Consider the following 14075-nt stretch of genomic DNA (forward strand, 5'->3'; position numbering starts at 1 on the left):
CTTCGCTGCGTACCGCCCACCCTATTCTGTCTGAGACAGCGAGGCAATGGGTCGATACGTCAGACCGAGCCGAATTCAGCGCGTACAACAGCGCCGAAGGTCGAACCGGGAAGGGCGAAGTGCACCGTCAGGCGGTGGCGGCGTGCTCGTCGTCGGTGTGCTCGTGGGACGCGCCGACCAGCTCGTCGAAGCGCAGGACGACCCGCTCGTGGTACATCCCGAACAGGTCCTCGAACAGCGCCACCTGGGCGTCGGACGGGCCGGAACCGGAGTCCCACACCGCCGCCAGCGCCCGCCAGACCAGCACGTGCAGGTCCGGTGCGCCGGCGAAGAAGGCCTCGACCGCCTCCGGCACCTCGAGCACCATCTCGCCGACCGAGTTCATGATCGCCCGCTGCATGGTGAGCCCGAGCGCGGTCAGCAGGGTGCGCACCAGTCCGACCTCGATCGCCAGGATTTGGCGCAGGTCCGGATCGTCTTGGCGGGCAATGGCTTCGAGCTTGTCGATCTCGGCCTTGAGCACCGCCTGATCGATCGCCTGATCGCTGCCCGTGTAGGCGAGCAGCGTCTCCATCACGATGCCGCGCTCGACATCGACGATGTCGCGGAACATCTCGATCGCGATGTCGGGCATCGGAATCGAGAAGCGGAACAGCTGCCGATACACGTCGACGCCGCCGGCCTCGCGGACGTCGCGGATGGTGAAGCCCTTACCGCGGCGCGCCTCGACGAATCCGTTCGTCTCCAGCCTTCCCAGCGTCAGCTGCGCGGTCGCCCGGTTCATATCGAACTCTTCGGCTACCTGGCGCACGGACGGCATGAGATCCCCCGGCTGATACTCCCCCGCGGCAACCCGGCGTGCCAACTCATCGGCAACGTCGGCGACTACCGTCTGGGATCCCATCGAAGTCACCTTTCGACTACGTTAGTTTACGTCCCAGACAGTCTAAGCCCTACTGTGCCAGACTGCACGTGTGCAACACTGGTCCGCGCACAGTGTGAGGTGAGTCATGGCTATCCGGCGCAGCGGCGACAGTTCTGACGAGGGTTCAACGGGCAGGCGATCTCGCCTGTTCGCGTCGAGGTCCGACGGCAAACCCCCAGTTCGCGCCTCTGTTCGCAATGCCAAGCTGGCCGCGCTGCCGCTGGCCTTCGCCGGACGGCAAGCGGCGGGCGTCGGCAAGCGGGCACTCGGCAGATCGTCCGAAGAAGTCAATCGGGACATCCAGTTGCGCACCGCGCAGCACATGTTCGAGGTGCTCGGCGAGCTGAAGGGCTGCGCCGCGAAACTCGGCCAGCTGCTTGCCATTTACGAATTGGCGCTGCCGCCGGAGATCGCCGAGCCCTACCGGATCGCGCTCAGCCAGCTCCAGGATTCGGCGCCGGTGATGCTGCCGAAAACCGTGCACGAGGCGATCGCGGCCAGCATGGGCGAGGACTGGCGCGAGAATTTCCAGGAATTCGACGATCGACGGGCCGCGGCGGCCTCGCTCGGCCAGGTGCACCGCGCGGTGTGGCACGACGGCAGGCAGGTCGCGGTCAAGGTGATGTACCCCGGTGGCAGGCAGGCCGTCGAGGCAGACCTGGAGCAACTGCGCCGGATTTCGCTGCTGGCTACCGTCTTCCTGCCCGGCGCCGACGTCAAAGCGGTCACCGAGGCGATCTGCGACTGTGTCCGCGAGGAACTCGACTACGCCGCCGAGGCCGAATACCAGCGCACCTTCGCCGCGGCCTACGCCGACGACCCGGACTTCTACATTCCCCAGGTGATCGCGCAGCGCGGCGACGTGCTGATCACCGAGTGGGTCGAGGGCACCCCGCTGACCCGCATCGTGGCCTCCGGCGCGCAGGCCGAGCGGGACCGGGTGGGCATGCTCATGCTCCGGTTCATCACCTCGGGCTGGGGCAGGCACGGGCTGCTCTATGCCGACCCGCATCCCGGCAACTTCCGCGTGCTGCCGGACGGACGGCTCGGCGTGGTCGACTTCGGCGCCTGCTCCCCCTGGCCGCCGGAGGGCTTCGAGGAGTTGGCGCTGGACTACTGCAAGGTCTTCTTCAACGCCGGTGGGCCGCTGGGCCTGGCCGCGGCGACCAGGCGGCACGGCTTCGTGGCGTCCGGGCGCACCTTCGACGTGGAGGCGCTCTACGCGGTGGTCGAGCCGTGCAGCGAGCCGTTCAAGCATTCGACCTACCGGATGACCACGCCGTGGCTGCGCAGGCAGGTGCTGCGCACCACGAATCCGCGGCTGTCGAACGTGATCCGCGAGTTGACCATGCCCGCCTACTTCACCCCGTTCGCCCGGGCCGTGCTCACGCTGGTCGGCGTGCTGAGCCAGCTGGAGACCGAGGGGTCCTACCGGGACGAGATCCTGCGCTGGCTGCCGATGCTCGCCGAGGCCCTCGGCGCCATCGAGGATCCGGACCCGGACCGCCCGGTCGACCTGGCCGCGGTGCGCAAGCGGCGGGCCGACGAGCAGGACCGCCAGATGTCGGTCGGCTGACCCGCCGGCTCCCGAATTCGACGAACCCGCACCCGCACCTGCGGGTTTCTCGACGCGCGGCAGCCCTGGTCAAGCTGTCCCAGACAGTGCTATCGTCGCTTGTAGCACTACCAACGGAGGCAAACCGTGTCGATAGCACCTGCGCAGGCGGCGCACTCGCGTTCGGTCGAGCAGCCCGATTTCGAAGTCGTCGTCATCGGCGCCGGCTTCGGCGGCATCGGGATGGGAGTCGAACTCCGCAAGGCCGGAATTCACAACTTTCTGATCGTCGACAAGAACAGCGACATCGGCGGCACCTGGCAGGCGAATACCTATCCCGGTGTGGCGGTGGACATTCCGTCGGTCTACTACAGCTTCTCCTATGAGCCGCCGAAGGTGTGGTCGCGGATGTTCGCGCCGGGCGCCGAGGTGAAGGCCTACGCCGATCAGGTGGTGGACAAGTACGGGCTGCGACCGCGAATCCTGCTGAACACCAAGGTGGTCGGCGGCGAGTGGGACGAGCGGAACCATCTCTGGCGCGGCAAGCTCGACACCGGCCAGGAGGTCACGTCGCGGTTCGTCGTCGGCGCGGTCGGCGGCCTGGAGGTGCCGAAGATGCCCGATATCGAGGGCATCGAGAAGTTCGGCGGCAAGATCGTGCACACCGCCAAGTGGGATCACGACTTCGACTACGCGGGCAAGCGGATCGCGGTCATCGGCACGGGTGCGACTGCACTGCAACTGATTCCGGAGATGGCGGACATCGCGTCGAACCTCACGGTGTTCCAGCGGCGGCCGATCTGGGTGGCGCCGAAACCGGACTTCCCGATTCCGGCTTTCGCGAAGAACATCATGGTCAATGTGGGTCCACTGCGCCGGGTATTGCGCGCCGCGGTGACGCTCGGCATCGACTTCGGCATCTCCGGCGTCGGGGTGTTCCACAGCCGGATACCGGGTGCGGTGAGGCTCGCCCAGCGCGGCGGCGGGGCGCTGTATCGAGCCCAGCTGCCGGGCAATGCCGAACTGGCCCAACGGTTGACGCCGGACTACGCGCCGGGTTGCAAGCGGCCTTCGGTGTCGAATCGATACCTGCGCACCTTCACCAGGGAGCACGTCGAACTGGTCACCGACGCGATCAAGAAGGTCACCAAGACCGGCGTGGTCACCGCGGACGGCGTGCTGCGCAAGGCCGATGTGCTGGTGTGCGCCACCGGATTCCGGGTGATGGACAAGGGCTACACGCCGCCGTATCCGCTGCTCGGCCGGGACGGTCTCGAGCTCGGCGAGTTCTGGGATCGCAACCGCTACCAGGCGTATCAGGGCGTAACGGTGCCGAAATTCCCGAATCTGTTCTTGATCACCGGCCCGTACGGGTTCGCGGCAGGCTCCTATCTCGCGATGATCGAGTGCACCACCCGGCACGCGGCCCGGGCGATCAAGGAGGCGCGCAAGCGCGGCGCCACCGCGGTGGAGATCAAGCAGGAGCCGCACGAGGCCTACTACCGGCAGTGCGTGCGGCGCGGGTCGCAGACGATGTGGCTGTCCGACGCGTGCGCCGACTCCAACACCTACTACGTCAATTATCAGGGCGATCCGGCGGCCATCCGGCCGAGCACGCACCTCGAAATGTGGTGGGGGAACAAGCACTTCCCGTTCGATCACTACGCGTTCACCAAGGTCGCCGGCGACCCGTCGGGCACCTACACCGGCGATATCGAGGACGTCCGGCCGGACTCGTTCAGCAACGAGGACCTGGCCGAGTTCTTCCGCAGCCGCAGGCTGAGCGTCCGCACCTAGCGCCTACCGAGGAGACAACATGCGCAGCAGAATCATCGGCCGTCGCCACCGGCGCAAGGCAACTCGGGCGCTCGCGGCGGGTAAGCCGCCGCAGCATCCCGTCGTGATCACCGCGCGGACCCCGGACAGCCTGCGCGCGCGGGCATTCGGGCTCGGGCTGGCCGGGACCGGGGCGGCCCATTTCACCGCCCCGCGGGCCTTCGATCCGTTGACCGCGCGGGCCTTTCCACGCGCGACCCGGCGCTGGACCTATCGCAACGGATTCACCGAAATGGTGCTGGGACTGGCGATCACCTTCCGGCGCAGCCGCCCGATCGGGTCGGTCGGGTTCATCGCCTACCTCGCGTTCCTCGCCGCGCGCTTCTCCGGTGCGCAGCCGGCCGAAGAAGCTGGAGCAGGCAGATGGTAGATGAGCCGAAACCTGTTGCGGTCGAGCCTGGTTCGCTGCCGTACGACCATGAGGTAGTGGTCATCGGCGCCGGTCCCGGCGGAATCGCGGCGGGCGTGAAGTTGCGCAAGGCCGGCGTCGAGGACTTCGCCATCCTCGAGCGCGCCGACAAGGTCGGCGGCAGCTGGCACGAAAACCGGTATCCCGGTTTGAGTGTGGACGTGCCCGCGCTCACCTATCAGTACTCGTTCGCCCGAAACCCCAACTGGACCAGGTTCTTTCCGCGCGGGCCCGAGGTGAAGGCATATCACGTCGACGTGGCGAAACGGTTCGGGCTCTACCCGCATCTGCGGTTCGGCATCGATATCGTGCGCCAGGAATGGGATGAGCAACGGCACATCTGGCGGTTGCACGCGGCCGACGGGACCGAGATCACCGCGCGTTTCGTGATCAGCGCGGTCGGTGCGTTCGTCAATCCGAAGGACGATCCGGGCATCCCCGGCCTGGCGTCCTACACCGGAAAGTTGCAGCGGCCCAGCGATTGGGACGCTGACCACGACTACGCGGGTAAGCGGGTCGCGGTGATCGGCACCGGGGCCAGCTCGGTGCAGATCGTGCCGTCGCTCGCGCCGCACGTCGCCGAACTGGCGGTGTTCCAGCGGACTCCGGTCTGGTCGGTGCCCAAACCCGATGTGGCCGTGCCTGCCCCGGTGCAAGCGATCCTGCGGGTGCCCGGCGTGCAGGCGGGCATCAACAACGCGGTGCTCATCGTCGTCGATCTCGGCCTGCGCGCCGGGGTCTCCGCGCCGATGTGGCTGGTGCGCCCCACGCTGCGCACGGTGGACGCGGTCGCCATCGCGGCCTACCGGCGCTATCTGCGCTGGGTGGTGAAGGATCCGGCGACCGCGGCGGCGCTCGCGCCGGACTACGGCCCGATTGCCAAGCGGCCCACCATGTCCAACTACACCTTCACCTTCAACCGGGACAACGTCCGCCTGGTCACCGAGCCCATCGCCCGGATAACGCCGGACGGCATCGAGACCGCGGACGGCATCGAGCACCGGTTCGACATGATCGTGCTCGCCACCGGCTACGAGGTGTTCTCCGATCCGGAGACCTACAAGCCGGGCGCCATCGTCGGCCGGGACGGGTTCGATCTGAGCACGTTCTTCACCGAGCAGGGTTTGCAGGCGTATCAGAGCGTGGCGCTGCCCAGGCTGCCCAACTGGTGGATGCTGGTCGGCCCGTACTCGTGGACCGGGAGCGGCTGGCACGCCTTCGTCGAGATGACCGCCGACCACGCGGTGCGCGCGATCACCGAGGCGCGGCGGCGCAAGGCGTCGGTCATGGAGGTCCGCCAGTCGGTGCACGACGCCTATCACCGGCGGATCCATCGCAGAGCCGAGGCGCTGCGGTTCTATCTGACCGAGCTCAACGGTCACGTGCCCACCTACTACCGGAACTCCCAGGGTGACACCACCTATGTGCGGCCATCGGGGTTCTTCGCGGCCCGCCGCGGCAACCGCAAATTCCCGCTCGGCGACTACGAATACGGCACGCTGCGCGCCACCGCCGACCCGGCCACGTCCAACGGAAAGGCACCCCTGACCGCCATCAGCCCAGCCTGAGGCGCCCGCTCGCACCTCTGCCCAGCACTCCGCGCACAAAACGAACACCACCTGTGCGGGGTACCCACCGGGCAATATGATCGCCAGAGGTGCGACCGGGAGGGAGTGAGTGGTGTGACAACCGAGTCGGTACTGGAGGCGCAGGCACGACCGGAGCGGTTCGCGGATCTGTTCGCCCATCGGCGGTGGATCCGCCGCAGTCAGCCGTTCCCGCACGTGTATGCCCGGGATGTGTTCGTGCCCGAGTACTACCAGCGGATGACCGACGACCTGGCGCGGGTGCAGCGCGATCGCGCGGAATTGTTCGGGCAGGTGGCGACGAACTACAGCGCCGTGGGCGTGCGCCTCGCCGATCTGGCGGACACCGCGCTCTCGGTGTTCACCTCACGCGAGTGGCACGACCTGATCACCGGGGTCGCGGGCGTCACCGGGACCGGTGACCTCGAGGGCTCGGTGCATCATCACGCGCCGGGCGCCCCGTACGGCTGGCCGCACAACGATCTCAACCCGGCCTGGTTCCCCGGCGAGCCACCCGGACCCGGCGAGGTCCGGCTGCCGGACGGCTCGGTGGATACCAAGTCCGGCGCGCGCGCCGCCGATGTGGTAGCCCGCGAGTCGGTCCGCGCGGTGGCGGTGCTGTTCTATTTCGGCAACCCCGGCTGGCAGCCGGGCGACGGCGGCGAGACCGCGCTCTACGACAACATCGCCGACGGCGACAAGCTGCCGGAACTCACTCTGGTTCCGCCGCTGGACAATTCGCTGATCATGTTCGAGGTGACGCCGCGCACCTGGCACACCTTCGCCGGCGGCAACGTCAAGGACCGCAACAGCGTGGTCATGTGGGCGCACCGGACCAAGGACGAAGCGATCGAGCGTTGGGGAGGGGACCGCATTGTCTACTGGTGAACGCCGGGTCTGCCTGATCACGGGCGCGGGCGGGACGCTCGGCAACGTGTTCTGCCGCTCCTATTACACCGACTACGACATCGTCGCGGTCTGCCGCACCCGCACGCCCGCGGTGCCGTCGCAGCTGGAGTGGTTCGTCGATCCGCTCGATCCGGAAAAGCCGGTGCCGGAGAACAATTCGCGGGTCTTCGTGATCCGCGCCGATCTCACCGCGCCGGGCGAGGTGGAGCGGGTGGTCGACCTCGCGCTGGCCCGGTTCGGGAAGGTCGATCTGCTGGTCAACAATGCCGCGCACGTGCAGTTGCAACCGCGCGGCATCGTCGACGGCGACGCCGCGCTGGAGCAGTTCGATCCGCATTTCACCCTGAATGTCAGCGTGCCGCTACGGCTTTCGGCGCGGTTGGCGCAGCGGTTCTGGCTGCACAACGGCGTGCAGAATCGCGCGGCGAACCGCAACATCGTCAATGTCTCCAGCATCTCCGGCTCGGAGGTGTACCCGGGACAGACGCTGTACTCCGCGTCGAAGGCCGCGCTCAACCAGCTGACCCGCAATACCGCCGACGAGTTCGCCGAGTTCGGGGTGCGCGCGAATGCCATTGCGCCGACCAGCTTTCCGGCGCTGGTATCCACCGAACAGGTGGCGCAGGCGATCGTCGAACTCGACGGCAACGACTTCACCGGCGGCGTGTTCGGCGTCGGGCAGGAGCCGAGCGCGGCGGACAACGCCCACCCCGATCGGCTGGCCGAGGCCGACCGGTAGCTACCCGGTGACCCGCTCGGACAACTCCCACAGCTGTTGCGCGAGAGCGGGATCCACCGCCTGCTTGTTACTCGGCGGCTCCAGCTTGAACCGGTGGAAGTACTGTCCGTTGATCTCCTCCGGCGTGGTCGCCAAGTGCACCAACGGTTCCGAGCCCTGCTCCGGCCGGAGGAAGAACGGCTTGCCCAGTGGCGACCGGATGAGCCGGCCCAGTCCGAGCGGCGCGTGGTCGTACACGTGGGTGGCGACCGCACCCGGATGGAAGGCGGCGGTGACCAACCCGGTGCCCGCGGTGCGGCGCGCGAGCTCCCTGGTGAACACGATGTTCGCCAGCTTCGACGCGGCGTAGGCGCCCATCTGGTTGAACGAACCCGTGGTCGCGTTGGCGGTGTCCAGGTTCAGCCTGGCCATCCGGTAGGTGGTGCTCGCCGTGTTGATCACCCTGGCCTGTGACTGCACGAGCCGGTCGAGCAGCAGGGTGGTCAGCAGGAACGGGGACAGGTGGTTGACCTGGAAGGTCAGCTCGTTGCCGTCGTCGGTGGCGGTGCGCTTGGGCCAGGAGCCGCCCGCGTTGTTGGCGAGCACGTCGATGCGCGGATAGCGGTCGAGCAGCTGGCCGGCCAGCTTGCGCACCTCGTCGAAGCGGGCGAAGTCGGCGATGAACGGCTCGGCGCCCGCCTTGGCCGCGACCTCCGCCGTCCGTTCCGGCGATCGGCCGACCACCGCGACGGTGGCGCCGCGCGCGGCCAACCGCGCGGCCGCCTCGGCGCCGACGCCGGAGCTCGCGCCCGTCACCACCACGGTCTTTCCGATCAGATCCTGGTCCTGCACAGCCATTCCTGCCTCCTCAACGTCGGTCTAGCTGACCTGATCGTCTTCGGCGCGGGCGGATTCGGCAACTGCTGACTCGCCGTGGAAATGCGCGGCGATCTCGTCGGTCGTGGTCAGCCACACGCCGGGATGGTTCACCACGTACTCCAGCGCCTGGTCCAAATACTTGGCCCGGAACGCCTGCCCGATGACGAACGGGTGCAGCGCGAGCGCCAGCACCCGGCCGCTGTCGGCCGACTCCGCATACAGCTGATCGAGCTGATCCTTGACGATCTGCACGAAGTCGGGGCCGCTGGTGCCCTTGCCGAGGAACAGGGTGTTGTCGTTCAACTCGACCGTGTACGGAACGCTCAGCATCCCGGGCACATTCAGCGGATACGGCTGGTCGTCGTTGGTCCAGTCGAGCACATAGTGCAGGCCGAGTTCGGCCAACAGCGCCGGGGTGTTGAAGGTTTCGGTGAGCGCGGGCCCCATCCAGCCGCGCGGGCGGCGACCGGTGGCCCGTTCGATGGTCTCGACCACCTCGGTGAGGTACCCGCGCTCCTGCTCGATCGACATGTCGGCCTGGAAGATCGAGTTGTTCTTGCCGTGCGCCAGCCAGGCCCAGTCCCGCTCCAGTCCCGCCGCGATGATCTGCGGATTATGCTGGACCACATCGGAATTGAGCAGTGCGCTGGCCCGAATGCCGTGCCGGTCCAGGATCTCGGTCAGCCGCCAGATGCCGACCCGCGGGCCGTAGTCGCGCCAGCCGTAGTTCAGCGGGTCCGGCGCGAGGCCGGCGGTGCCGGGGAAGATGCTGGTCGACGGCTGATCCACCTGATAGTGCTCGACGTTGAGGCCGACATAGAAGGCGACCCGCGCGCCGCCGGGCCAGTGAATCGGCGCGCGCTCGGTGATCGGGCTGTAGTCGTAGAGCTCGTTGTCCATGCCGTTCATTGTCGAACCTGACACCAATGTCAGCTTCAACCTCCGCGCGGGTGAGATAGCGCACAGGGCAGCGGGCCCGCCGACATTTGGCCGAGGCGGACGCGGCGTGTTGGTGTGTATCGTCCACGCCGGTCTCCTGCATACTCACCGAAAGGGTGAGCGAGGGTGGCCGACGCAGCTCCAACTCGATCCGAAAGTGCCGAAACATGCGAGTCGACGGGCGGGAAATCCCGGTAACGGGGAACCTGCTACAGCCGCTGATCCGGCGGACGAGTGACATCATCCGCGTCGTGCTGGCGGCGGTGTGGGTGGCGATTGTCGTCGCGGCCTCGGTGATTACCCGGCCGGAATGGCTTGCGCTGGAACGTTCGGTGTCCAACATCGTCGGGTTCCTCAATCCCGACCAATCGAACCTCGTATATCTCGTCTACGGCATGGCGATCCTGGCGTTGCCGTTCGCCATCCTGCTCGAGCTGATCATCGGCAGGCAGTGGAAACTGCTCGCGGGCTACGCGGCGGCCGGCCTGACCGCGGGACTGCTGCTCTCCATCACCGGCACCGGCCTCTCGGCCCCGAAATGGCATCTGCAAGTCCCGGATCGGCTCGATACCTTCCTCTCCCAATTCCTCGACGACCCGCGCTGGATCGCGATGCTGGCGGCCGTGCTGACGGTGTCCAGCCCGTGGCTGCCCAACCGCCCGCGGCGGTATCTGTGGTTCCTGCTGCTGGCGTTCGCGCCGATCCACCTGGTGGTCAGCACGGTGGTGCCCGCGCGGGCGATGTTCGGGCTGGCCGTCGGCTGGCTGGTCGGCGCGGTCATCGTGCTGGTGGTCGGCACGCCCGCGCTGGAGGTGCCGCTCGACGCCGCGGTGCGGGTGCTGGCCAAACGCGGGCACACGGTCACCAGATTCACCGTGGTCCATCCGGCCGGGCGCGGGCCGCTGGTGCTGGCCGCCGCCATCGACGGACCCGAACGCGGGCTGGTCATCGAGATGTACGGCAAGAACCAGCGCAGCTTCGGCGCGCTGCGCCAGCTGTGGCGCTGGCTCACCTTCCGCGCCAGTGAAACCGCGGCCATCCACGGATCCATGCATCGCGCGGTCGAGCACCGCGCGCTGATGGCCCTCGCGATCGGCGACCTCGGCCTGGCCAGCAGCACGCCGGTCGCCGTCGCCGCGCTGGACCGCGGCTGGATGCTGCACGCGCACACCATGCCCAAGGGCACCCGGCTCAGCGAGGCGCCGGTCGAGCAGCTGGCCGGGGTGTGGAAGTCGCTCGACGAGCTGCACCAGGGCCAGATCTCGCACGGCGACCTGCGCCCGACCGAGATCCGGATCGACAACGGCACCACCCGGTTCGGCGGCTTCGCCAGCGCCGAGTACGGCGCCTCGCTCAAGCAGCAGCAGTCCGACATCGCGCAGCTGCTGGTGTCGACGACCGCGATCTTCGGCAAGGAGCCCGCGGTCAGCGCGGCCATCAAGACCCTCGGCGAGCAGCCGGTGCTCGCCGCCGCGAGCCGGTTGACCAAGTCCGCCTTGCCCGCCGGGCTGCGCAAGACGGTGCCGGATTGGAAGGGCGCCATGTCCGCCGCGCGCGAGGAGGTGCGCAAGCAGACCGGGCAGGACCGGATCCAGGCCGAGCAGATCACCCGCTTCACCCGCAACCAGATCATCCAGCTGGTGCTGCTGATCGCCCTGGTCTACGTCGCGTACCCGTTCATCAGCGCGGTGCCGACCTTCTTCACCCAGCTCAAGACCGCCAACTGGTGGTGGGCGCTGCTCGGGCTCGCGGTCTCCTGCCTGACCTATGTCGGTGCGGCGGCGGCACTGTGGGCGTGCGCGTCCGGCGCGGTGAGTTTCAAGAACCTGGTGATCATGCAGATCGCCAACACCTTCGCCGCGACCACCACCCCGGCCAGGGTCGGCGGGCTCGCGCTCAGCGTGCGCTTCCTGCAGAAGGGCGGCGTCGGCACGGTGCGCGCCACCGCCGCGGTGGCGCTGCAACAGGCGGTGCAGGTGATCACCCACCTCTGCCTGCTCGCCGTGTTCAGCGTCGCGGCCGGCACCTCCGCGGACCTTTCGCACTTCGTGCCCGATGCCACGGTGTTGTATCTGATCGCCGGGGTCGGCGTCGGCATCATCGGCACCTTCATGTTCGTGCCGAAATTGCGGCACTGGCTGAACAATTCGGTGCGCCCGCAATTGCAGGAGGTGCTCGGCGAGCTGGCCGATCTGGCCCGCGATCCGAAGCGTTTCTCGGTGATCATTCTCGGCTGCGCCGCCATCACCCTCGGCATGGCCGGGGCGCTGTGGGCCAGCGTAGAAGCCTTCGGCGGCGGCACCACGTTCATCACCGTCACCATCGTCACCATGATCGGCGGCACGCTGGCCTCGGCGGCGCCCACCCCCGGCGGCGTCGGCGCCGTCGAGGCCGCGCTGATCGGTGGCCTCGGCGCGTTCAACGTGCCGCTGGATATCGCGGTCCCGTCGGTGCTGCTCTACCGCGTGCTCACCTGCTGGCTGCCGGTGCTGTGCGGCTGGTTCACCATGCGCTGGATGGCCGCGAAGGACATGATCTAGCCGCGGATTTCCTTGGTGGCGAGCAGAACTCCGGTCGAGGGACGCACAGCGCGGAAGGTCACGTTGCCGAATCCGGCCTCCTGCAACATGTCCCGATAACGGCGAATGTCGACCGCCGCCAACGGGTCCGCGGCATGGCCCGGCCCCCTCTCCTCGAGTGTCCGGCGCGCGGCGATTCGAGCCATGATCCGAACCACGGCGGCCGCTATTCGACCCGTCGGATGGGTATCGGCCAGCAGCAACGTGCCACCGGGACGCAGTATCCGGAACATCTGCGCGATGGCCGCGCGACGTTGTGCCTCCGGGATATGGTGCATGGCAAAGGTGGAAGTCACCACATCGAAGGTTGCATCGGGTAGCGGCAGCGTCTGGGCGGCCGCTAGTTCGAATCGGCAATTCGTCACAGCATTGGAATGTTCGGTCGCGTAGTCGATCATTTCCACGGCGGGATCGATGCCGACGACGCTGCCTCCAGGACCTACTCGGACGGCTAGTTTTCGAGCGAGATCGCCTGGGCCACAACCGATGTCGACGACTTGACGGCCGGGGGCGGCGCCGCTGAGCGCGACCAGGCGGGCGTTGAGTTCGGTGCCGCGGCCGAGCAGGAATATGGCCTTGAAAGCGAGGTAACTCCGCGGCTTGGTAAGCAGAACACCGGTTTCGGTGTCATGGTGGCCCTGTCGAATGGAAGACTGGGGTGCGTTTTTGGTCATGTGTTCATGGTCGGGAGGGGGCCGCCACTTCGACCAGAGGCAAAACCACGGAAACCGTTCCATTCGGGACGGATTCGCGACATTTGTACGGGAGGCACATTGTCGTCGGAAGTGAAAAGACTGACGGGCAGCACAGATCGCCGGGTACGGCGGACGAAAAGCCTGCTGCATCGGGCGTTGATCGAACTCATGCTGGAGCGCGGCTACGACCGAATCTCGGTGCGGGACATACTGCACCGGGCCGATGTCGGACGGTCCACGTTCTATGCGCATTTCCGCGACAAGGACGACCTGCTGCTGGTGAGTAGCACCGATTATCTGCGGGCCGCCGTGACCGCGCCGAGCAGCGAAACCGGGGCCGACGCCGCGACGCCGCTCGCCCCGGTGCACACGCTGTTCCAGCTGGCCGCCGCGAATCCCGAGGTGTATCAGGCGTTGCTCGGCCGCAAGAGCGGTGCGCTGCTGCTACGGACCACGCGGGAAATGGTCGCCGAGATCCTCGCCGAGCGGCTGACCGAGTTGCTCGACATGGACGAGGCCGAATTCGACTCGACCGTGACGTTCCTGTCCTGGGGTGTGGTCGGCGTGCTCGGCGCGATCGCCGACGCGGACCCGCCGCTGCCGCCCACCGAGGCGTATCGGCGACTGGAACAGCTGATCGGACCCGGCCTGTCCGGCCGGGTCCGCGCGAGCTGAGTCAGTTTCCGTATTGCGCGGTCTCCGGACGCTCGATCAACAGGGTGTGCGCGGGCCGGTCGGCGACCGGACGGTGTCGAACCCCCTTGGGCACCACGAAGAGTTCGCCCGGGTGCAGGGTAACCGGGTCCTGCCCGTCCAGCTCGATCCGGAACTCGCCGTCCCAGCACAGGAACAGTTCGTCTTCGTCGTGGTGGTGCCACGGGAATGCGCCGGCCAGCTGGGCGACGCGCACGACGGTGTCGTTGACGACGGCCAGTTCGCGCTGCTGAAAGGGACCGGGCAGCCCGGCGACCACGTCCTGGATCGATACCGGAGCGGTGATTCTTGCTGCTGTCATGGCAGTAATCGTCGAACGGCCGGGGTCGTC

13 protein-coding genes are annotated in these 14075 nt (G+C 67.6%); 8 read left to right on the plus strand and 5 right to left on the minus strand.

Going from position 1 to position 14075, the window contains the following annotated elements:
• Positions 1-127: 127 nt before the first annotated feature.
• Positions 128-904, minus strand: a complete 777-nt coding sequence (locus AB0M22_RS14030) for a winged helix-turn-helix domain-containing protein (protein WP_364725358.1) — start codon at positions 902-904, stop codon at positions 128-130.
• Positions 905-1010: 106 nt separating this feature from the next.
• On the opposite strand from AB0M22_RS14030, the gene AB0M22_RS14035 reads away from it, so the two are divergent.
• The 6 genes from AB0M22_RS14035 (at position 1011) to AB0M22_RS14060 (ending at position 7959) form a co-directional block, all read left to right on the plus strand.
• On the plus strand, positions 1011-2501 hold the full coding sequence (locus AB0M22_RS14035) for an AarF/ABC1/UbiB kinase family protein (RefSeq protein ID WP_364725361.1): 1491 nt from the start codon (positions 1011-1013) through the stop codon (positions 2499-2501).
• A 132-nt stretch (positions 2502-2633) separates the two neighbouring features.
• Positions 2634-4277: an NAD(P)/FAD-dependent oxidoreductase gene (locus tag AB0M22_RS14040; RefSeq protein ID WP_364726921.1), complete on the plus strand. Its 1644-nt coding sequence runs from the start codon at positions 2634-2636 to the stop codon at positions 4275-4277.
• Between the two features lie 19 nt (positions 4278-4296).
• Complete coding sequence (locus AB0M22_RS14045) at positions 4297-4686, plus strand: hypothetical protein (protein ID WP_364725365.1); 390 nt, start codon at positions 4297-4299, stop codon at positions 4684-4686.
• Positions 4680-6293, plus strand: coding sequence for an NAD(P)/FAD-dependent oxidoreductase (locus AB0M22_RS14050; protein WP_364725368.1), 1614 nt, complete (start codon positions 4680-4682; stop codon positions 6291-6293). The genes AB0M22_RS14045 and AB0M22_RS14050 overlap by 7 nt, the downstream gene beginning before the upstream one ends.
• Before the next feature lie 114 nt (positions 6294-6407).
• The gene (locus AB0M22_RS14055; protein ID WP_364725371.1) at positions 6408-7199 is read left to right on the plus strand and encodes a 2OG-Fe(II) oxygenase family protein; all 792 of its coding nucleotides are present in this window, start codon (positions 6408-6410) and stop codon (positions 7197-7199) included.
• A complete protein-coding gene (locus AB0M22_RS14060) occupies positions 7186-7959 on the plus strand; it encodes an SDR family NAD(P)-dependent oxidoreductase (RefSeq protein ID WP_364725374.1) in 774 nt (257 codons plus the stop codon). The genes AB0M22_RS14055 and AB0M22_RS14060 overlap by 14 nt, the downstream gene beginning before the upstream one ends.
• On the opposite strand, the gene AB0M22_RS14065 is transcribed toward AB0M22_RS14060, so the two are convergent.
• Both AB0M22_RS14065 and AB0M22_RS14070 read right to left on the minus strand, forming a co-directional pair.
• Positions 7960-8796, minus strand: coding sequence for an SDR family NAD(P)-dependent oxidoreductase (locus tag AB0M22_RS14065; protein WP_364725376.1), 837 nt, complete (start codon positions 8794-8796; stop codon positions 7960-7962).
• A 21-nt stretch (positions 8797-8817) separates the two neighbouring features.
• Positions 8818-9717, minus strand: coding sequence for a polysaccharide deacetylase family protein (locus tag AB0M22_RS14070; RefSeq protein ID WP_364725379.1), 900 nt, complete (start codon positions 9715-9717; stop codon positions 8818-8820).
• A gap of 206 nt (positions 9718-9923) precedes the next feature.
• Between AB0M22_RS14070 and AB0M22_RS14075 the strand changes: the two genes are divergently transcribed.
• Entirely contained in the window at positions 9924-12296 is a 2373-nt protein-coding gene (locus AB0M22_RS14075; protein ID WP_364725382.1) for a lysylphosphatidylglycerol synthase transmembrane domain-containing protein, read from the plus strand.
• Here the strand turns inward: AB0M22_RS14075 and AB0M22_RS14080 are convergent.
• Positions 12293-13009, minus strand: a complete 717-nt coding sequence (locus AB0M22_RS14080) for a class I SAM-dependent methyltransferase (protein ID WP_364725385.1) — start codon at positions 13007-13009, stop codon at positions 12293-12295. The genes AB0M22_RS14075 and AB0M22_RS14080 overlap by 4 nt on opposite strands.
• A gap of 111 nt (positions 13010-13120) precedes the next feature.
• Here AB0M22_RS14080 and AB0M22_RS14085 point away from each other — a divergent pair, with 111 nt between their 5' ends.
• On the plus strand, positions 13121-13705 hold the full coding sequence (locus tag AB0M22_RS14085; protein ID WP_364725388.1) for a TetR/AcrR family transcriptional regulator: 585 nt from the start codon (positions 13121-13123) through the stop codon (positions 13703-13705).
• Position 13706: 1 nt separating this feature from the next.
• On the opposite strand, the gene AB0M22_RS14090 is transcribed toward AB0M22_RS14085, so the two are convergent.
• Positions 13707-14045 (minus strand): cupin domain-containing protein, encoded by a 339-nt coding sequence (locus AB0M22_RS14090; RefSeq protein WP_364725390.1) that lies wholly within the window; start codon positions 14043-14045, stop codon positions 13707-13709.
• Between the last annotated feature and the right edge of the window lie 30 nt (positions 14046-14075).

This window comes from Nocardia sp. NPDC051756 (assembly GCF_040681495.1).
In the GTDB taxonomy this organism is placed as follows: domain Bacteria; phylum Actinomycetota; class Actinomycetes; order Mycobacteriales; family Mycobacteriaceae; genus Nocardia.